At 56.1% G+C, this 19,020-nt stretch carries 18 protein-coding genes; 12 read left to right on the forward strand and 6 right to left on the reverse strand.

Translation table 11 applies throughout. The features are described from left to right. Positions 1-2 precede the first annotated feature (2 nt). Together araG and AAGR08_RS10080 are read right to left on the reverse strand one after the other, a co-directional pair. Positions 3-1,523, reverse strand: coding sequence for an L-arabinose ABC transporter ATP-binding protein AraG (araG, locus tag AAGR08_RS10075; RefSeq protein ID WP_097094057.1), 1,521 nt, complete (start codon positions 1,521-1,523; stop codon positions 3-5). A 91-nt stretch (positions 1,524-1,614) separates the two neighbouring features. Continuing rightward, positions 1,615-2,598 (reverse strand): arabinose ABC transporter substrate-binding protein, encoded by a 984-nt coding sequence (locus tag AAGR08_RS10080; RefSeq protein WP_097094058.1) that lies wholly within the window; start codon positions 2,596-2,598, stop codon positions 1,615-1,617. Positions 2,599-2,963: 365 nt separating this feature from the next. Here AAGR08_RS10080 and AAGR08_RS10085 point away from each other — a divergent pair, with 365 nt between their 5' ends. Together AAGR08_RS10085 and araA are read left to right on the forward strand one after the other, a co-directional pair. Then, the gene (locus tag AAGR08_RS10085) at positions 2,964-4,649 is read left to right on the forward strand and encodes a ribulokinase (RefSeq protein WP_345826791.1); all 1,686 of its coding nucleotides are present in this window, start codon (positions 2,964-2,966) and stop codon (positions 4,647-4,649) included. Positions 4,650-4,661: 12 nt separating this feature from the next. Then, positions 4,662-6,164: an L-arabinose isomerase gene (araA, locus tag AAGR08_RS10090; protein ID WP_097094060.1), complete on the forward strand. Its 1,503-nt coding sequence runs from the start codon at positions 4,662-4,664 to the stop codon at positions 6,162-6,164. A gap of 252 nt (positions 6,165-6,416) precedes the next feature. Here araA and yjfF read toward each other — a convergent pair whose 3' ends face one another. From yjfF to ytfQ, 4 genes are read right to left on the reverse strand one after another with little or no spacing between them, the layout of a single operon-like run. Continuing rightward, positions 6,417-7,403: a galactofuranose ABC transporter, permease protein YjfF gene (yjfF, locus tag AAGR08_RS10095; protein WP_345826792.1), complete on the reverse strand. Its 987-nt coding sequence runs from the start codon at positions 7,401-7,403 to the stop codon at positions 6,417-6,419. Continuing rightward, positions 7,400-8,416: a galactofuranose ABC transporter, ATP-binding protein YtfT gene (ytfT, locus tag AAGR08_RS10100; RefSeq protein WP_097094062.1), complete on the reverse strand. Its 1,017-nt coding sequence runs from the start codon at positions 8,414-8,416 to the stop codon at positions 7,400-7,402. Before ytfT ends, yjfF begins: the two co-directional genes overlap by 4 nt. Continuing rightward, positions 8,409-9,929 (reverse strand): sugar ABC transporter ATP-binding protein, encoded by a 1,521-nt coding sequence (locus AAGR08_RS10105; RefSeq protein ID WP_345826793.1) that lies wholly within the window; start codon positions 9,927-9,929, stop codon positions 8,409-8,411. Before AAGR08_RS10105 ends, ytfT begins: the two co-directional genes overlap by 8 nt. 56 nt (positions 9,930-9,985) lie before the next feature. After that, the gene (gene ytfQ, locus AAGR08_RS10110; protein WP_097094064.1) at positions 9,986-10,942 is read right to left on the reverse strand and encodes a galactofuranose ABC transporter, galactofuranose-binding protein YtfQ; all 957 of its coding nucleotides are present in this window, start codon (positions 10,940-10,942) and stop codon (positions 9,986-9,988) included. A 674-nt stretch (positions 10,943-11,616) separates the two neighbouring features. On the opposite strand from ytfQ, the gene ydgT reads away from it, so the two are divergent. The 10 genes from ydgT (at position 11,617) to AAGR08_RS10160 (ending at position 19,019) form a co-directional block, all read left to right on the forward strand. Further along, the gene (gene ydgT / locus AAGR08_RS10115) at positions 11,617-11,832 is read left to right on the forward strand and encodes a transcription modulator YdgT (protein WP_097094065.1); all 216 of its coding nucleotides are present in this window, start codon (positions 11,617-11,619) and stop codon (positions 11,830-11,832) included. A 109-nt stretch (positions 11,833-11,941) separates the two neighbouring features. Beyond that, positions 11,942-12,388, forward strand: a complete 447-nt coding sequence (locus tag AAGR08_RS10120) for a DUF2569 domain-containing protein (RefSeq protein ID WP_345826795.1) — start codon at positions 11,942-11,944, stop codon at positions 12,386-12,388. Between the two features lie 120 nt (positions 12,389-12,508). After that, positions 12,509-13,090, forward strand: a complete 582-nt coding sequence (gene rsxA / locus AAGR08_RS10125; protein ID WP_007893776.1) for an electron transport complex subunit RsxA — start codon at positions 12,509-12,511, stop codon at positions 13,088-13,090. Then, positions 13,090-13,668 carry an electron transport complex subunit RsxB gene (rsxB, locus tag AAGR08_RS10130; RefSeq protein WP_345826796.1) on the forward strand — a complete coding sequence of 193 codons (579 nt, stop codon included), beginning with the start codon at positions 13,090-13,092 and terminating at the stop codon, positions 13,666-13,668. Before rsxA ends, rsxB begins: the two co-directional genes overlap by 1 nt. After that, entirely contained in the window at positions 13,661-15,814 is a 2,154-nt protein-coding gene (gene rsxC / locus AAGR08_RS10135; RefSeq protein ID WP_345826797.1) for an electron transport complex subunit RsxC, read from the forward strand. Before rsxB ends, rsxC begins: the two co-directional genes overlap by 8 nt. Next, positions 15,815-16,873, forward strand: coding sequence for an electron transport complex subunit RsxD (rsxD, locus tag AAGR08_RS10140; RefSeq protein WP_345826798.1), 1,059 nt, complete (start codon positions 15,815-15,817; stop codon positions 16,871-16,873). 2 nt (positions 16,874-16,875) lie between these two features. Continuing rightward, a complete protein-coding gene (gene rsxG / locus AAGR08_RS10145) occupies positions 16,876-17,511 on the forward strand; it encodes an electron transport complex subunit RsxG (protein WP_345826799.1) in 636 nt (211 codons plus the stop codon). Continuing rightward, positions 17,504-18,205 (forward strand): electron transport complex subunit E, encoded by a 702-nt coding sequence (locus AAGR08_RS10150; RefSeq protein WP_097094071.1) that lies wholly within the window; start codon positions 17,504-17,506, stop codon positions 18,203-18,205. The genes rsxG and AAGR08_RS10150 overlap by 8 nt, the downstream gene beginning before the upstream one ends. Further along, positions 18,202-18,837, forward strand: coding sequence for an endonuclease III (gene nth / locus AAGR08_RS10155; protein ID WP_097094072.1), 636 nt, complete (start codon positions 18,202-18,204; stop codon positions 18,835-18,837). The genes AAGR08_RS10150 and nth overlap by 4 nt, the downstream gene beginning before the upstream one ends. Before the next feature lie 26 nt (positions 18,838-18,863). After that, positions 18,864-19,019: a hypothetical protein gene (locus tag AAGR08_RS10160; protein ID WP_345826800.1), complete on the forward strand. Its 156-nt coding sequence runs from the start codon at positions 18,864-18,866 to the stop codon at positions 19,017-19,019. Position 19,020: the final 1 nt, after the last annotated feature.

A 19,020-nucleotide genomic window follows, 5' to 3' on the forward strand; every position in this document is an offset into this window, starting at 1 on the left:
CATCAGGCCACGGCGGCCGCTTGAGGGGTTTTCGGCATCGCCAGGCTCAGCGTCAGCTGCTCTGTGGCGGTATCGTGTGGCAATTCACCGGCAATTTCGCCTTCGCGCATCACCAGAATGCGGTCGGCCAGGCCCATCACCTCGGGCAGATCGCTGGAGGCAAACAGCACCGCAATCCCCTTCTTCGCCAGCTGATAAATCAAGTTGTAGATTTCGTGTTTGGCACCGACATCAATGCCGCGCGTCGGCTCATCCAGCAAAATCACGTTCATCTCTTCCGACAGCCAACGCCCCAGAATCGCCTTCTGCTGGTTGCCGCCGGAGAGGTTCATGATCAGCTGCTGCGGACCGGGCGTTTTGATGTTGAGCGAACGAATATGGATATCCGCGTTTTTCGCTTCCCAGCCCGGTTTAATCAGGCAGCCGGCGGTGAGATTGTGGCGACGCGCGCTGATGTTGATGTTATCGCGCACCGAATGCACCGGAATGATGCCTTCCGATTTGCGGTCTTCCGGGCACAGCATAATGCCGGCGCGGATCGCATCTATCGGCTGGCGAATATTGAGCTTTTTGCCATCCAGCGTCACCGTGCCGCCACGCAGTTTGGTGGCACCAAATAGCCCTTTCATTAGCTCGCTGCGTCCCGCGCCGACCAGACCAAACAGACCGACAATTTCACCCGCACGCACCGTCAGCGAAATCGGCATACGCACGCCTTTCGCCTCAACATTGTCCAGCTGCAGCCGCACCGGCCCCAATTCACGCGGCGCGTAACCATAAATATCCCCGAGATTGCGTCCCACCATCGCCTGTACCAGATCATCGTGATGGGTGTTTTTCATGTCGGTGAATGTGCGCACGTAGCGGCCATCTTTGAACACGGTTATGGCATCGCTAAGGGCAAAAATCTCCTCCATGCGGTGCGAGACATACAGCACGGTGCGGCCCTGCTCGCGCAGCTGGCGGATCACGCGAAACAGATGGTCGATTTCGCGCGCTGACAGCGAACTGGTGGGTTCATCAAAAGCGATGATGCGTGCATTACGCGCCAGTGCTTTAGCGATTTCCACCATCTGCCACTGACCCAGCGACAGGTATTTCAGCGGCATATCCGGGTCAATATTCATCCCCAGATTTTGCAGCTGTAACCCGGCTTCATAGCGCAGCAGTTTACGATTCACCAGCCCACGCTTGTGTGGCAGCTGGCCAAGATAGATGTTCTCGGCCACGCTCATTTCCGGCACCAGATGCAGCTCCTGGTAAATGATGGCAACGCCGGCATCCAGCGCATCCACCGTATTGTTGAAGCTCTTCGGCTGGCCTTTGATGCGAATTTCACCGCCGCTCGGCTGATAGCTGCCGCTGAGGATCTTTAACAGTGTCGATTTACCGGCACCGTTTTCCCCCATCAGCGCGTGCACTTCACCGGCGCGGCAGCTGAATGAGATGTCCTGCAGCGCTTTCACGCCCGGGAAGGTCTTGCTAATGCCATGAAACGAAAGAAATTCAGAATCTAAGTTCATGGTTACTCCTCAGTCATTGGCCGAGGTGCGCATAAATGCGCACCCTACAAAACCGCATCGTAGGGTCGCCATTAATGGCGACCGCTGATGCTTACTTCAGCCCTTTCTTATCCAGTTCGGCTTTGAAGTTATCGCGGGTAATCAGCACCACATCGGTGACTTCGGTGAACTTCGGCGGTTCCTGGTCTTTGGTGACCCAGTTGTAGAGCATTTCGCTGCTCTTATAACCGTGCACGTCCGGGCTTGGCAGCAGCGAGCCGTAGAAACCGGTGGCGGACCCTTTCGACAGCTCACTCACCGCATCCACGCCGTTGATGCCGATACCGATGACGTCCGGCGCTTTAAAGCCCTGACCTTCAGTCGCACGCACGCCGCCCAGCACGGTGTTATCGTTCATGCCGAGAATCAGCCAGTGTTTCACTTCCGGATGCTGCACCAGCAGCGAGTTGCCGGCATCAAACGCGCCTGGGATATCGTTGGATTTGGTCGGCACCTGATAGATCTGCTTTTCCGGGAAACCGGCGGCTTTCAGGGCGTCCATTGAACCGCTGGTACGACGACGCGCGGTGTCGAGCTCATTAGCCGTGATCGCCATCACGCCGGTCTCTTTCACATCCCAACCGCGTTTCTGCATCTCTTTGTAGAGTTCTTGTCCCTGGCGCTCACCAATTTTGGTCGCCGCCATCATCACTAACGGAACGGTATCCATTGGTTTGCCTTTGGCGGTGACGAACTGGTCGTCAACGGCAATCACTTTCAGACCATAACCGCGCGCTTTGGCGACAATCGCCGAACCCAGCTTAGGATCAGGCGTACAGATAACGAAGCCTTTCGCGCCGCTGGCGGCGAGGCTATCGATGGCGTTGAGGGTTTTCTCGCCGTCAGGCACCGCAATTTTGATCACTTCAAAGCCAAGATCCTTGCCCGCTTTATCAGCGAATTTCCATTCGGTCTGGAACCAGGGTTCCTCCGGTTGCTTAACGAGAAAACCGAGCTTCATGGTCTCGGCAATAGCGGATTGTGACATAACCGCGGCGAGGCCAACCGCCGCCAGCGCTTTAGTGAATTTATGCATGATGCTCTCCGGCACAATGGTGTTTTTGGCTGTTATTAAGTAATCGATGTAAACGCTACCAATCAAATTTACTTGTAGGGCAAGGCTGAAAATCAGTGCGTTAGCGCAACGGTTGTGCAAAGGCTGCGCAAACGCTGGGCTAGTTGTAGCGGGAATGGAAAGGAAAAATGTAGAGCGGTATCACATCCCAAAACGATGACAAAATCCTCCATATATTCAGCGAATTTAACCGGCCATTAACTTTTGCTATGGATCACACAACCTTACCGATGACAGAAAAGTGCATATTCTCAGCCGCTGATGACTAACCGCTAATTGCCCCCCATTCCAGGATAGAGCCAGATAACTCACACAGGAGAATCCCAATGGGTGCTGGCACCATAACAATTGGGCTGGATTTTGGCAGTGACTCGGTGCGCGCGTTGGCCGTGGATTGCCACAGCGGTAAAGAGCTGGAAAAAGCCGTCGTGAATTACGCACGCTGGGCCAGGGGGGAATTCTGCGATCCCCATAGCAACCGCTTTCGCCATCATCCGCAGGACTACATTGATGCGCTGGAACAGGCGATTGTGGCGGTGGTGAAGGCGTTAACACCGGAGCAGCGCGCTGCGGTTGTCGGCATCGGCGTCGATTCCACCGGATCCACACCGGCACCGATCGATCGCGATGGCAACGTGCTGGCGCTGCGTCCTGAGTTCGCCAGTAATCCGAATGCGATGTTTGTGCTGTGGAAAGATCACACCGCGATTGAGGAAGCCGAAGAGATCAATCAGCTGTGTCGCAGCGGTCGTTTCAACGACTACACCCGCTATATTGGCGGCGTATATTCGTCGGAGTGGTTCTGGGCCAAGATACTGCACGTGTCGCGCGCGGATGCTGCGGTGCGTGATGCGGCAGTGTCTTGGGTGGAACTGTGTGATTGGGTTCCCGCGTTGTTGAGCGGCACCACCGCACCGGCACAACTGCGGCGTGGACGCTGCGCCGCCGGGCACAAATCGCTATGGCATCCGGAATGGCAAGGCCTGCCACCGGCTGATTTCTTCAACGCGCTCGATCCGATCCTGAACGAAAAGCTCGACTCCCCGCTTTTCACTGAAACCTGGACCGCCGATATCCCGGTCGGCACGCTGAGTCGCGAGTGGGCGCAGCGTCTCGGCTTATCCGAACAGGTGGTGTTGTCGGGCGGTGCTTTTGACTGCCATATGGGCGCGGTTGGTGCTGGCGCGCAGCCTTATACGCTGGTGAAGGTGATTGGCACCTCAACCTGCGACATCTTAATCGCCGACAGCGACACCGTCGGCGACCGCGCCATTAAAGGCATTTGCGGCCAAGTGGATGGCAGCGTGGTGCCGGGCGCGATCGGCTGTGAAGCCGGTCAATCAGCATTTGGTGATATTTATGCCTGGTTCAGCCGCCTGCTGGGCTGGCCGTTGCAACAGGCCGCGCTGCAGCATCCGGAAATGCAGCCGCAGCTGGCCGCATTGCAAAAGGATCTGATCCACAATCTCACGGAAGCCTGGGCCGCTAATCCCCAGCTTAATCACCTGCCAGTGGTGCTGGACTGGTTCAACGGTCGTCGCACGCCGGATGCCAATCAGCGCTTAAAAGGGGTGATCACCGATCTCAATCTCGGTACCGATGCGCCTGCGCTGTTTGGTGGCCTTATCGCCGCCACCGCTTTTGGCGCGCGCGCCATTATGGAGTGTTTCGAGCAGCAGCAGATTCCGGTGCAGAGCATCCTGACGCTCGGCGGCATTGCACGCAAATCCCCCGCCATCATGCAGGCCTGCTGCGACGTAATGAACCGGCCGCTGGATATCGTCGCCTCTGACGAATGTTGCGCGCTGGGTGCCGCCATTTTTGCCGCCGTGGCTGCTGGCGTATATGCCGATGTACCTGCTGCGCAACAGGTAATGGCAAGTCCAATCGACGTGACGCTACAACCCAACGCCGAGCGCGTTGTGGTTTATCAGCGCCTTTATCAACGTTATCAACACTGGTGCCAGGCCGCTGAACCGCAGTATGCCGCACGCACCGCATCCGCTCAGTAAAGGAGAGATTTAATGGAACAGCACAACGCACAACAGGTGTGGTTTGTTATTGGCACGCAGCACCTTTACGGCGCGGAAACCTTGCGTCAGGTGGAGCAACACGCTCGCCAGGTGATGGAAGGATTAAATCAGGCTGGAACCTTACCGGTGCCGCTGGTGCTGAAGCCGCTGGTGAAATCACCCGACGAAGCGCTGGCCTTGTGCCGTGATGCTAATCACGACAATCAGTGCGTCGGCATCATTACCTGGCTGCACACCTTTTCTCCGGCCAAAATGTGGATTGGCGGCCTGAGCATCCTGAATAAGCCGCTGCTGCAATTCCATACCCAGTTCAACGCAGAAATTCCGTGGGACAGCATGGATATGGACTTTATGAACCTCAACCAAACCGCACACGGCGGCCGTGAATTCGGCTTTATCGGCGCGCGCATGGGTTTGCAGCACAGCGTGGTGACCGGCCACTGGCAGGATAAAACCAGCCAGCAGCGCATTGGACGCTGGATCAATGCTGCACTGGCGAAACAAGCCAGCCAGCAGCTGAAAGTGGCCCGCTTCGGCGACAACATGCGTGAAGTGGCGGTGACCGAAGGCGATAAAGTGGCGGCGCAGATTCAGTTCGGCTACTCGGTGAACGGCTGGGGCGTCGGTGATTTGGTCGAGGTGGTGAACAGCGTCAGCGATGGCGACGTCAACACGCTGATCGACGAATATGAGAGCCAATATCGCTTTAGCGAGGTGGCCGCCGTCAACGGGGATAAACGTCAAAACGTGCTGGATGCGGCGCGCATCGAACTGGGACTGAAGCGCTTCCTTGAAGCCGAAGGCTGCAAAGCCTTCACCACCAACTTCCAGACGTTGCATGGCATGACGCAGCTGCCGGGTTTAGCGGTGCAGCGCCTGATGGGCCAGGGCTATGGTTTTGCCGGTGAAGGCGACTGGAAAACTGCCGCGCTGCTGCGCATCCTCAAGGTACAAGCGGGCGCACGTGCGGGCGGGACCTCCTTTATGGAGGATTACACCTATCACTTTTCACCGGGCAACGATTTGGTGCTGGGCTCGCACATGCTGGAAGTGTGCCCGTCTATCGCCAAAGAGGAGAAGCCGCTGATTGATGTGCAGTTCCTCGGCATTGGCGCTAAAGCCGACCCGGCGCGCATGATTTTCTCTACGCCGGCAGGACGCGCGGTGAATGCCAGCGTGATTGATCTCGGCGATCGTTTCCGTTTGCTGGTGAATGTGGTGGATGCCATCGAACAGCCAAAACCGCTGCCGAAACTGCCGGTGGCGCGTGCGCTGTGGCGTGCGCAGCCGTCCCTGGCCACCGCCTCCGAAGCCTGGATTCTGGCCGGCGGCGCGCACCACACGGTGTTTAGCCAGGCGCTGGATTTGGATGATATGTATCTTTACGGCGAGCTGAACGGCATTGAAGTCGTGGTGATTGATGAAGAAACGCGTTTGCCGGCCTTTAAAGATGCACTGCGCTGGAACGAGGCGTATTACCGCTTAGCGCGTTGAAGTGAAATGGATTAACCAAGGCCGCGATAATTCGCGGCTTTTTTGTTGGCAGCGGTCGCCATAAATGGCGCCCCTACAAAAGTCGATCCGGAGTTCTGTAGGGTGCGCATTTATGCGCACCAGGTGTAAACAGCAATGAAATAGTCTACAAGGCCTTTCCTGGCCGGAGCACCCAATCCCACAGCCACAAGGCAAACCAGGTGGCCATAAATGGCCACCCTACGATGTTTCAGAAACAATGGGGTTTAGTACTTAAGAGATTAAACGCTTAACCGCCGCGTTCTGCTGGCGATCCCACATCACGGTCAGCAGACGTTGCAGCGCGATAAAAGCGAACAACAGAATGCCGATGGCGATTTTCGTCCACCACGAACTCAGGGTGCCATCAAAGTTAATCCAGGTCTGAATCAATCCCTGAATTAACACGCCGAATAGCGTGCCCAACACCGTGCCCACGCCGCCAGACAGCAAGGTGCCGCCAATCACTACCGAGGCAATGGCATCCAACTCGACGCCTAATCCCGCTAACGCATAACCCGCCGAGGTATAGATAGAGAACACAATGCCCGCCAGCGTCGCCAGCGTGGTCGATAACATATAAATCTTAATGGTGGTCGCGCGGGTTGAAACGCCCATCAGCTGCGCCGAGGTCAGGCTGCCGCCAATTGCGTACACCTGATTACCAAAGCGCGTGCGGTGCGCCAGAATAATGCCGCCGATCACCACTATCAGCATAATAACCGCCAGCAAACTGAGTCGGCCGCCGCCCGGTATCTTCCATGCCAGACTCGACAGCGTGGTATAGAGCGGATGGTCGATAGGAATCGAATTCTCCGACATCAGATAGCTACAGCCGCGCAGGAAAAACATCCCCGCCAGCGTAATGATGAAGGCCGGGATTTTCAGCGCATCAATCAGCCAGCCCATCATCGCGCCAAACAGCGCGCCCATCGCCAATACCAATGCAAACGCCAGCAGCGGATCGAGATGGTAATCGCCAATCACCCGCGCCAGGAACACCCCGCTAAAGGCAATCACCGCGCCCACCGACAAATCAATGCCGCCGGACAAAATCACAAAGGTCATCCCCACGGCAATAATCCCGAGGAAGGCGTTATCAGTGAGGATGTTGCAAATCACGCGCGTCGAGGCGAAACCGGGGAATTGACTGAGGCAGAATAGATAACCCGCGACAAACACCAGCAGCGTGATCATTAAAGGCAGATGACGTTTAATCATTTCGGGCGTCTCCGTTTTAGCATGGCAATAAAGCGAGGCGACTGCAGCAACAGCACGCACATCACCACCACCGCTTTCACCACCTGATTGAGTTCAGGCTGGAAGCCGGACAGTAGAATGCCGGTGTTCATTGATTGAATAATCAGCGCACCAATCAGCGACAGCACCAGATTAAACCGTCCACCCATCAGCGAGGCGCCGCCAATTACCACCGCCAGAATCGCATCCAGCTCCAGCCACAAACCGGCGTTATTAGCATCGGCACCGCGAATATCCGCCGCGACAATCATCCCCGCAACTGCCGCACACACGCCGCTGATAACATAGGTTGACATCACCACCAGCCAGCCATTGACGCCCGCATTACGTGCCGCGCGCAGATTGATGCCCACCGCTTCGATAAACAGCCCAAGTGCGGTTTTGCGCGTCAGCAGCCATACCAGCAACGCCACCAGCAGCGTAATCCACACCGGCACCGGCAGTAGCCACAGCGAACCGCTGCCGAACCACGCCAGGCTATCGCTATTAAAGGTGACAATTTGACCTTGGGTAATCAGCTGCGCCACACCGCGCCCCGCCACCATCAAAATCAGCGTGGCAACAAACGGCTGAATTTTGAGGAGCGCCACCAGTACGCCATTCCACAAACCACACGCCAGACCCGTGCCGAGCGTGGCCAGAATAATAAAAGGCAGACTGTGTCCCGCGACGGTTAAGGTCGCCGCCGTGGCCCCGGCTATCGCCATCACCGCACCCACGGACAAATCGATGCCGCCGGTGGCAATCACCAGCGTCATGCCAATGGCCAACAGCGCAACCGGCGCAGCACGATTGAGGATATCAATCGGACTACCGAACAGGCGCCCGTCCTGTATATGGATGGCAAAAAAGTTATTCGCCACCAGGCTATCCACCAGCAGCACCAGAATTAACGCAATAATCTGCGGCATCCCAGGCGGCAGCTTCGGCTTACGCCGTACGGGTTTTTCATGTGTCATAGGGGATTCAAGCATGTTGTGCTCCTCCATCGGCGATGGCATTGACGATGGATGCCACCGATAGCTGCTCTAGCGGGATTTCAGCCACCTGCTTCAAATCACGCATGATCAATACGCGATCGGCATAGCCCACCAGCTCTTCGAGTTCAGAGGAGATAACCAGTAGCGCCAGTCCGTCGGCGCATAAGGTCTCAATTAAGCGAATGATCTCAGCGTGCGCGCCCACATCAATGCCGCGCGTCGGCTCGTCGAGGATCAGGAATTGGGGTTTGGTTACCAGCCAGCGCGACAGCAGCACTTTCTGCTGATTGCCGCCGGACAGCAGCTCAACCGGCTGATCGGCATGCGGCGTGCGAATACCCAGACTTTTAATAAAGCGTTCAGCAATCTCCTGCTGCTCACGGCGTTTGATTGGCCGTAGCCAGCCGCGCTGCGCCTGCAGCGCCAGAATGATGTTTTCGCGTACCGAGGCAGCGCCGATAATGCCGTCAGTTTTACGATCTTCCGGGCAGAAGCCCATGCCGAGGCGTGATGCTTTCGCCGGTGTGCGAATGTTTTGCACCTTGCCTTTAATGGTCGCGGTGCCGCGATCGGCGCGGCGAATGCCAAACAGTACTTCCGCCGTTTCGGTACGACCTGAACCCAGCAAACCGGCCAAACCCACCACTTCGCCGGGCCGCACCTGTAAATTGAACGGTTCGATGGTGCCCTTCTTGCCATAATCTTCAAACGAAACGATTGGCTGGTTGCTGCGCAGCGTACTGCCCTGACGCTGTAAGGCGGTTTCCAGCAGCTCGCGGCCCAGCATCAGTTTGATCAGTTCAATCTGCGGCAGCGTGGCGGTATCCCGGGTGGCAATAAACTGCCCGTTGCGCAGCACGGTGATGCGATCGGTTATGCGGTAAACCTGGTCGAGAAAATGGGTGACAAAAATCAGGCTCATCCCTTTGGCTTTAAGCTGCGCCATCAGGGTAAACAGCATTTCAACTTCGCTGGCGTCAAGGCTGGCGGTTGGCTCATCCAGAATCAGTACCTGCGCAGAGAGATCCACCGCGCGACAAATCGCAATGATTTGCTGCATCGCTACCGAGTAGTGGCCGAGTGGGCGCGTCACATCGAGCGCAAAACCGTAATTGCGCATTAACGTATCCGCATCACGTACCATGCGTTTACGGTCGATCATGCCAAAACGGCGCGGTTCACGGCCAATATATAAATTATCCGCCACCGACATGTTCGGCAGCAGATTCACTTCCTGGTAAACGGTGCCTATGCCCATTTCCTGCGCATCGGCGGTATTGTGTGGCGTAATCGCCTTGCCATTGAGCGTAACTGTGCCGGCATCACGCGTATAGACGCCGGTCAGCACTTTGATCAGCGTGGATTTGCCCGCGCCGTTTTCGCCCAGCAATGCCATGATCTCGCCTTTGCGAATGCTGAACGAAACATTATCCAGCGCTTTCACGCCGGGAAAACCTTTGCTGACGCCGCTGATGGTCAGCAGTGCGGTTTCATCGGAGGTGCTCATCAGGTTCTACCTCGCCTTACGTCATCAAAAACCGCCCCGCAGGGCGGTTGCGGGGATCAGTAACCCATGCCTTTTTTGGTATCGAGCTGCGCCTGCGCGGAGTCGGGCAGATACAGTTTCGATTCGGTTTTGATGATTTTTGGCGGCAGCGTGCCGTCTTTCTTGAATTTCTCCAGGGCGTCAAAGGCCGGCCCCGCCATGTTTGGCGTTAACTCCACGTTGGCATTGGCTTCACCAGCCAACATCGCTTTATAGATATCCGGTACGCCATCAATTGAGCCGGTAAGGATATCTTTGCCTGGCTTCAGGCCCGCTTCTTTAATTGCCTGAATGGCACCGATAGCCATGTCATCGTTATGTGCGTAAACCATGCAGATATTTTTGCCGTTGTTTTCCGCCTTGATAAAACTCTCCATCACCTCTTTACCCTTACTGCGGGTAAAGTCTCCTGACTGCGAGCGAATCACTTTGATGTTGTTATGGCCGGCGATGGCTTCGGCAAAGCCTTTCTTACGGTCAATCGCCACGCTGGCGCCAACCGTGCCTTGCAGCTCAACGACATTACATTTTTTGTCAGCAACGGTTTTCACCAGCCAGTCGCCAATCAACTTGCCTTCCAGCACGTTGTCCGCGGTGACCACCGCCATGTAGAGGGACTTATCTTTCACCACGATAGCGCGGTCTAACAGGAACACCGGGATCTTGGCGTCTTTCGCTTCTTCGAGCACCGGTTCCCATCCCGTTTGCACCACGGGCGCAATGAAGATGGCATCGACACCCTGTGCAATGAAGGAGCGTACCGCTTTGATCTGGTTCTCCTGCTTCTGCTGACCATCAGCGATTTTCAAGGTGATACCGCGCTTCTGCGCTTCACTTTTCGCCACGTTGGTTTCCGCTGAACGCCAGCCAGATTCCGAGCCAACCTGTGAGAAGCCCACCGTCATATCAGCGGCAAGCACCGACGTACTCAGTGCCGAGCTCACCATGGCGGTTAAGAGTAAACGTTTCCACATAATTTCATTCCTCTGAAGGGAGTGTGCTGTAGGGGTACAAAACGCGAATTAAGCCTGGCCTAAAAGCGCGTAAACAAGCGCGACATACCTCACAAATCAGAGTGAATTAAAGGAGTTACGCGAATGGGTATAACTTATAAAGTCTAATCGTTATGGACAAAACGACTGGTGCTCAACGCTTCAGTCGTTAAATAAATGTAATAAACAGAATCGGTTATGCAGCAAAGTACTGGAAACGATTACAGCGAATACGTAAAGAATGGTTGTGGGCAGAACCCGCGAGGAATTATGAGATTTGTGATTATTCGCACAGATTGTGAATGACAGTTTCATTGCGTGTTCATGATTTTGCCAACCTGCTCGGAATAAATAACGAATTACCCGGCGACATTAGAGGAAAATACTATTATAGAGACGCACAAATAGCGGCCTTGATTAACAGGCCAATTATGGTGAGTTTTTCTCACAACCCCGGGTATCGCGCGTTTTAATTTGCCTGATATCGCGCAATAAATGCGCGTTAAAAAAGTTAAAAGGTCACAAAAGTGTCCTTTCATGAGCGAATTAGCGCATGTTGTCTGAATTTTGTATTTTTTTATAAGCAGCGTATGGACTCTGGCCGCCCGCTCCCTATACTTGGGCACTTCCGAGTACTTTATTTTTAAATGGCAATCATGACTGCATTAGATTACCTGCTGAAATTCCGTAAGGTGAATAATCTCGATAGTCTGGAAAAGCTCTATGACCATCTCAATTATTCGCTGACTGATGATAATGAGATCATCAATATGTATCGTGCGGCTGACCATCGACGTGCCGAATTGGTTTCAGGCGGTCGTTTGTACGATCTTGGACGCGTGCCTAAAACTGTATGGCGCTACGTGATCTAATTGATTCCCCCTCTCTTTATCTGCGCTTTTGCGTTGTCCAGGTCGGGCGTGTCCCGTTTGGACATGATACGCTCTGCATCGCCCTCTTTTCGCAAACAGGATCTTTGAGATGATCAAACAAGTGAATCCGCCACGTATTGCTGGCTGGCTGCTGCTGCCGCTGGCGTGGCTGATTATGACCATGCTCACCAGTGCGCTTGTCGTGGCGATGTATTTGAGCCCGCTATTTAATACCGAATTGCGTACTACGCTGTTTTCACACGGCGGCACGCTGCTGACGCAATGGTCCATTTCGTTGCTCACCGCTGCTGTCGTCTGGCTTTACAGCATTTGGGTGTGCTGGATTTTCTGTAAACGTTCGCAACGATTACCCCGCCATTACATCTTGTGGTTGCTGATGACCGTGCTGCTGGCGCTAAAAACCTTCGCGTTTACTCCGGTTGCGGACAGTAAAGCGATTCAGACATTGCTGTTGTCGCTGCTGGCTGCGGCAGTGTTTGTGCCCTATTTCAAACGCTCGCAACGCGTAAAACAGACGTTTATCCAGCCCGAATGACGCCAGTTTCGTCAGCAATTTAATTCTGAGTGCTCTCAACGACCACACAAGCGGCGTGAAGGTTGAGATGCACCTCTCAATTCCGGATAATAGACGCCTTTCGGCTTCCCAGGTTAAAAAATGACCGATTATTTACTTCTCTTTATTGGCACCGTGCTGGTGAACAACTTCGTGTTGGTCAAATTCCTCGGCCTTTGCCCATTTATGGGCGTGTCAAAAAAACTGGAAACGGCCATTGGCATGGGACTTGCCACCACTTTCGTGATCACGCTGGCGGCGATCTGCGCCTGGCTGGTGAATCATCTGATCCTGGTACCGCTCGATCTGGTTTATCTGCGTACCATGGCCTACATCCTGGTCATCGCGGTGGTGGTGCAGTTCACCGAAATGGTGGTGCGTAAAACCAGTCCGTCGCTCTATCGTTTACTGGGCATCTTCCTGCCGCTGATCACCACCAACTGTGCGGTGCTGGGTGTGCCGCTGCTGAGCGTCAACCTGAACCACACTTTCCTGCAGGCCGCGCTGTATGGCTTCAGTGCTTCACTCGGCTTCTCGCTGGTGATGGTGTTATTCGCCGGCATGCGCGAACGTTTAGTGCTGGCTAACGTCCCTGCACCATTCAAAGGCAATTCGATCGCGCTGATCACCGCAGGTTTGATGGCGCTGGCCTTCATGGGCTTCACCGGGCTGGTGAAATTCTAATGACCGCGATTTGGATTGCTATTGCGGTACTCGCGGCGCTGAGCCTGGTGTTTGGCGCCCTGCTCGGTTACGCCTCGCGTCGCTTCGAGGTGGAAGAAGATCCAATTGTTGAGCAGATTGATGCCATTCTGCCGCAGAGCCAGTGTGGTCAGTGCGGCTATCCCGGCTGCCGCCCGTACGCGGATGCGGTGGGTAATAACGGCGAGGCAATCAATAAATGTGCGCCCGGTGGCGAGCAAACCATGCTCAAGCTGGCATCGCTGCTCAACGTTGAACCACAACCGCTGGACGGCGGTGCCGAGGTGCTGGAGCCGATCCGTACCGTGGCGTGGATCGATGAAGCGAACTGCATTGGCTGCACCAAATGTATTCAGGCTTGCCCGGTTGATGCCATTGTAGGCGCCACGCGCGCTATGCATACGGTGCTGAGCGACGTCTGCACCGGCTGCAACCTCTGCGTTGCGCCTTGCCCAACCGACTGTATTGAGATGCGCCCGGTTGCCACCACCACGGCCAACTGGAAGTGGAATCTCGACACCATTCCTGTACGGGTGATCCCGGTAGAAACCCATGCTTAATTTGTTCAACCTGTTCCGCAAAGAGAAACTGTGGGATTTTCAGGGCGGCATCCATCCGCCGGAAATGAAAACCCAGTCAAACGGTACGCCGCTCAGCCAGCTACCGCTGCCTGAACGCTTTATTATTCCGTTGAAACAGCATATTGGCCATGAAGGCGAAATTTGTGTCACACCCGGTGACAAGGTGCTGCGCGGGCAGCCGCTGACGTTTGGCGGCGGACGCATGTTGCCGGTGCACGCGCCGACCTCCGGCACCATCGAAGCCATTGCGCCACATATGACGGCGCATCCTTCCGGTTTATCGGAGCTGTGCATTTTCCTGCGCGCCGATGGCGAAGACCGCTGGACCACGCTCGATCCGCAGCCCGATTATCGCGCGCTCTCACGTGAAGACGTCGTTAAGCGTATCCACGATGCCGGTATTGCTGGTCTGGGCGGTGCGGGCTTCCCCACCGCCACCAAACTGCGCGGCGGCCTGCGCGGCGTCAAAACGCTGATCATCAATGCTGCAGAGTGCGAGCCGTATATTACCGCCGACGATCGCTTAATGCAGGATTGCGCCGCAGAAGTGCTGGAAGGTTGTCGAATTCTCGCCTGGGTACTGCAGGCTGAACGGGTGTTGATCGGCATAGAAGATAATAAACCGGAAGCGATTGCCGCGCTGAAAAAGGCCTTAGGCGGCGATCGTGAACTGCAAATTCGCGTCATCCCCACCAAATATCCGTCCGGCGGCGCCAAACAGCTCACGCAAATTCTGACCGGACTCGAAGTGCCGCACGGCGGACGATCCACCGATATCGGTGTACTGATGCAGAACGTGGGCACCGCGTGGGCGGTGAAGCGCGCCATCGTTGAGGGCGAACCGATTACCGAACGCGTGGTAACGCTGACCGGTGAAGCGCTGGCGCGCCCGCGCAATGTGTGGGGACGGCTTGGTACGCCGGTTAGCCACCTGCTGCAGCACGCAGGCTTTACGCCAGGATCACGTCAGATGGTGGTCATGGGCGGTCCGCTGATGGGCTTTACTCTGCCATCGCTGGATGTGCCGCTGGTGAAGATCTCCAACTGCATTCTGGCCCCTTCCGCCAGCGAAATGGGCAACGATCAGGAAGAACAATCCTGCATTCGCTGCAGTGCCTGCGCCGATGCCTGCCCGGCCAAGCTGCTGCCTCAGCAGCTGTTCTGGTATAGCCAGGGCGGCGATCACGACAAAGCCCGCGCGCACCATATCGATGACTGCATTGAGTGTGGCGCCTGCGCCTATGTTTGCCCAAGTAACATTCCGCTGGTGCAATATTATCGCCAGGAGAAGGCTGAACTGCGCGCTATTGACCTCGAGGCGCAGCGCACCGCCGAAGCGAAGGCCCGTTTTGAAGCGCGGCAGATGCGTTTAGAACGCGAAAAACAGGCGCGTGAAGCCCGCCATGAGCAGGCTAAACAGCGCGTGGCGAGTAGCGATCAGGGTGAACGCGATGCTGCCGTGGCACGCATTAAAGCACGTCAGGAAAAAACGCCGGAACAAGATGCTGCCGAACGCGAAGCGCGTCACGCTCAGGCCTTAGCCCAGCAGGCCGAGAAACAAGCCGAAACTCAGGCGCTGAGCCGACAAGCTGTTGATCCGCGCAAAGCTGCGGTTGAAGCGGCGATTGCGCGCGCTAAAGCCAAAAAAGCCGGAGCGCAACCAGCTGAGATAGCGCCGGCCGCGGAGGCAGAAGTCGATCCGCGTAAAGCCGCAGTTGAAGCGGCGATTGCCCGCGCTAAGGCTAAAAAAGCCGCCGCCGCGCAACCGGCCGAAGCCACACCGGCGGCTGAACCCGAAGTCGATCCGCGTAAAGCCGCAGTTGAAGCGGCGATTGCCCGCGCTAAGGCTAAAAAGGCCGCCGCCGCGCCACCGGCCGAAGTCGCACCGGCGGCTGAACCCGAAGTCGATCCACGCAAAGCCGCAGTTGAAGCGGCGATTGCCCGCGCTAAAGCCAAAAAGGCGGCGGCTTCTGCCGCGCAGCCGTCAGAAGTATCAACACCGCCTGAAGTGGAGGCTGCTGCCTCTCCTGACCCCGCCGACCCACGCAAAGCGGCGATTGCCGCTGCGGTCGCCCGTGCCAAAGCGCGTAAAGCGCAGCAGCAGCCTTCGACGACTGAGGAATAAATGGCTTTTCGTATTGCAAGTTCTCCTTATACCCACAACCGCCGCAGCACCGGCAATATCATGCTGTTGGTGGTACTCGCCGCGCTGCCGGGCATGGCTGCACAGTGGTATTTCTTTGGCATTGGATTCCTGATTCAGGTTTTGCTGGCCATCGCCACCGCATGGGCAACCGAAGGGGCGATTCTGCGCCTGCGCAAAGCTCCGGTGGTGCCAACCCTGTCTGATAACTCTGCTCTGCTTACCGCGCTGCTGTTGGGTATCAGCCTGCCGCCGCTCGCGCCGTGGTGGTTGGTGGTGTTAGGCACGATTTTCGCCATCGTTATCGCCAAACAGCTGTACGGCGGCTTGGGGCAAAACCCGTTCAACCCAGCCATGGTTGGTTACGTGGTGCTGCTGATCTCCTTCCCGGTGCAGATGACCAGCTGGCTGCCGCCTGATAGCTTACAGGCCATCAAGCCCGGTCTGATGGATTCGCTCAGCATGATCTTCACCCACCACACGCTGGCCGGTGAGACCATGCAGCAGCTTCAGCTCGGCGCTGATGGGGTTAGCCAGGCGACACCGCTGGATACGTTCAAAACCGGTCTGCGTGCCGGACACAGCGCCGAACAGCTGCTGGCCGAGCCAATCTATACCGGCGTGTTAGCCGGCCTGGGCTGGCAGTGGATTAATCTCGGTTATTTATTGGGTGGCGTATTGCTGCTGGCAAAAAATGCCATTCGCTGGCATATCCCGGTAAGTTTCCTGGTTTCGCTGGCGTTCTGCGCCACGCTCGGCTGGCTGTTCTCGCCGGAATCGCTGAATTCACCGCTGATTCACCTGTTCTCCGGCGCCACCATGCTGGGTGCGTTCTTTATTGCTACCGATCCGGTAACGGCATCGACCACTAATCGCGGACGCCTGGTTTACGGCGCGCTGATTGGCCTGCTGGTGTGGCTGATTCGTAGCTTTGGCGGCTATCCGGACGGCGTCGCTTTCGCTGTATTGCTGGCTAACATTTGTGTGCCGCTGATTGATTACTACACCCAGCCGCGCGTTTACGGCCATCGCAAGGATTGAAGATGATCGAGGCTATTCGTAAAAATGCGGTAACGCTGGCAGCTTTTGCTGTGATTACCACCGGCGTGACGGCGGTGGTTAACTATGTCACGAAACCCACGGTAGAACATCAAACTGCACTGCAACAGAAAAATCTGTTAGATCAGGTGGTGCCGACCGATCTGTACGACAATCACATCCAGCAAGAGTGTTTTCTGGTGACTGATGCCGTGGCGCTCGGTAATGATAAGCCGCACCATCTCTATATCGCGCGTAAAGGCGACCAACCGGTGGCGGCGGCGCTTGAGACCACCGCGCCAGATGGCTATTCTGGGGCGATCCAGATGTTAGTCGGTGCCGATTTCCATGGCAAAGTGCTGGGCGTGCGCGTTGTTGAGCATCATGAAACGCCGGGGCTCGGCGATAAAATCGAACTGCGTATTTCCGACTGGATTAACAGCTTTAACGGCAAGGTGATCCACGGTGCAGATGATAAAAATTTTGCGGTGAAAAAAGACGGCGGTGAATTCGACCAATTTACCGGCGCAACCATTACGCCTCGCGCCGTGGTGAATGCCACTAAGCGCACCGCGCTGCTAATTGAAACACTGCCAGCGAAGCTCGCTTCGTTGCCTGAATGTGGAGATGCAAATGAGTGAAGCCAAAAATTTACTGGTCGGCGGACTGTGGAAAAATAACTCTGCGCTGGTCCAGCTGCTCGGCCTGTGTCCGCTGCTGGCGGTCACCTCTACCGCCACAAACGCCTTAGGCCTGGGTTTGGCAACTACGCTGGTGCTGACCATCACCAACAGCGCAATTTCAGCCTCGCGCCGCTGGGTGCCTGCGGAAATCCGTATTCCTATTTATGTCATGATCATTGCGTCAGTGGTGAGCTGCGTGCAGATGCTGATCAATGCCTATGCATACGGTTTGTATCAGTCGCTCGGCATCTTCATCCCGCTCATCGTCACCAACTGCATCGTGGTGGGCCGCGCCGAAGCGGTTGCGTCAAAAAGCAGCATTCCATTGTCCGCGCTGGATGGCTTTGCCATCGGCATGGGCGCCACCTGCGCGATGGTGACGCTGGGGTCGATTCGCGAACTGATTGGCAGCGGCACGCTGTTTAACGGAGCGGATCAGCTGCTAGGCCCGTGGGCCAAAGCGCTGCGCATTGAAGTCGTCCATTTTGATTCACCGATGCTACTGGCGATGCTGCCGCCGGGTGCCTTTATCGGCCTTGGCATGTTGTTGGCGGGTAAATACCTGATCGATCAGAAGATGAAACAGCGCGCGGCCCTTCGCGCCGCAGCACCAGACGTAGAGCCGCAGGGCGCAGCCGGGAAAGTGGTGTGAATAAAGAGAAACGTCACCAGATTTTGACGCGCCTGCGCGATGAGAATCCGCATCCAACCACCGAACTGAACTTCAGCTCGCCGTTTGAATTGCTGATCGCGGTACTGCTTTCCGCACAGGCGACGGACGTGAGCGTCAATAAAGCCACCGCTAAGCTCTATCCGGTGGCGAACACGCCGGCGGCCATATTGGCGTTGGGCGTCGATGGCGTGAAGGAATACATCAAAACCATCGGCCTGTTTAATAGCAAAGCCGAAAACGTCATCAAGACCTGCCGCATTTTGCTGGAGCAACACGCTGGCGAAGTGCCGGAAGATCGCGCGGCGCTGGAAGCGTTGCCGGGCGTGGGCCGCAAAACCGCCAACGTGGTGCTTAATACCGCGTTCGGCTGGCCGACCATTGCCGTTGACACCCATATTTTTCGCGTCAGCAATCGCACCCGTTTTGCCCCCGGCAAGAATGTCGAGGAAGTGGAAGATAAGCTGCTCAAAGTGGTACCCGCCGCGTTTAAGGTTGATTGTCATCACTGGCTAATTTTGCATGGCCGCTACACCTGCGTGGCGCGTAAACCGCGCTGCGGCTCCTGCCTGATCGAAGATTTGTGTGAGTTCGACGCCAAAACCGACCTGTGACACGCTGCCGATAGCCACGCAAAATCGTGCGCTGGTTGCAAGCGTTAGGCATTGCTTCCTTGCTCGAAAGCCAGCGTGCAGACATCGCCATCGCCGCGCGGCACTGCGATATCGTGTTTGATGCGGTCGGCGGGGACATCGGGCAATCGATTTGGCAAGCGCTGCCCACGGCGGCTGTTTGAG

Origin of the sequence: Pantoea sp. BRR-3P, from assembly GCF_039621635.1 — a bacterium.
GTDB lineage: Bacteria > Pseudomonadota > Gammaproteobacteria > Enterobacterales > Enterobacteriaceae > Pantoea > Pantoea floridensis.

What these genes read in the sequence shown, in the direction of transcription:
- araG (WP_097094057.1), bottom strand. Translation starts at nt 1,523, where the DNA reads ATGAACTTAGATTCTGAATTTCTTTCGTTTCATGGCATTAGCAAGACC.
- AAGR08_RS10080 (WP_097094058.1), bottom strand. Translation starts at nt 2,598, where the DNA reads ATGCATAAATTCACTAAAGCGCTGGCGGCGGTTGGCCTCGCCGCGGTT.
- AAGR08_RS10085 (WP_345826791.1), top strand. Translation starts at nt 2,964, where the DNA reads ATGGGTGCTGGCACCATAACAATTGGGCTGGATTTTGGCAGTGACTCG.
- araA (WP_097094060.1), top strand. Translation starts at nt 4,662, where the DNA reads ATGGAACAGCACAACGCACAACAGGTGTGGTTTGTTATTGGCACGCAG.
- yjfF (WP_345826792.1), bottom strand. Translation starts at nt 7,403, where the DNA reads ATGATTAAACGTCATCTGCCTTTAATGATCACGCTGCTGGTGTTTGTC.
- ytfT (WP_097094062.1), bottom strand. Translation starts at nt 8,416, where the DNA reads ATGCTTGAATCCCCTATGACACATGAAAAACCCGTACGGCGTAAGCCG.
- AAGR08_RS10105 (WP_345826793.1), bottom strand. Translation starts at nt 9,929, where the DNA reads ATGAGCACCTCCGATGAAACCGCACTGCTGACCATCAGCGGCGTCAGC.
- ytfQ (WP_097094064.1), bottom strand. Translation starts at nt 10,942, where the DNA reads ATGTGGAAACGTTTACTCTTAACCGCCATGGTGAGCTCGGCACTGAGT.
- ydgT (WP_097094065.1), top strand. Translation starts at nt 11,617, where the DNA reads ATGACTGCATTAGATTACCTGCTGAAATTCCGTAAGGTGAATAATCTC.
- AAGR08_RS10120 (WP_345826795.1), top strand. Translation starts at nt 11,942, where the DNA reads ATGATCAAACAAGTGAATCCGCCACGTATTGCTGGCTGGCTGCTGCTG.
- rsxA (WP_007893776.1), top strand. Translation starts at nt 12,509, where the DNA reads ATGACCGATTATTTACTTCTCTTTATTGGCACCGTGCTGGTGAACAAC.
- rsxB (WP_345826796.1), top strand. Translation starts at nt 13,090, where the DNA reads ATGACCGCGATTTGGATTGCTATTGCGGTACTCGCGGCGCTGAGCCTG.
- rsxC (WP_345826797.1), top strand. Translation starts at nt 13,661, where the DNA reads ATGCTTAATTTGTTCAACCTGTTCCGCAAAGAGAAACTGTGGGATTTT.
- rsxD (WP_345826798.1), top strand. Translation starts at nt 15,815, where the DNA reads ATGGCTTTTCGTATTGCAAGTTCTCCTTATACCCACAACCGCCGCAGC.
- rsxG (WP_345826799.1), top strand. Translation starts at nt 16,876, where the DNA reads ATGATCGAGGCTATTCGTAAAAATGCGGTAACGCTGGCAGCTTTTGCT.
- AAGR08_RS10150 (WP_097094071.1), top strand. Translation starts at nt 17,504, where the DNA reads ATGAGTGAAGCCAAAAATTTACTGGTCGGCGGACTGTGGAAAAATAAC.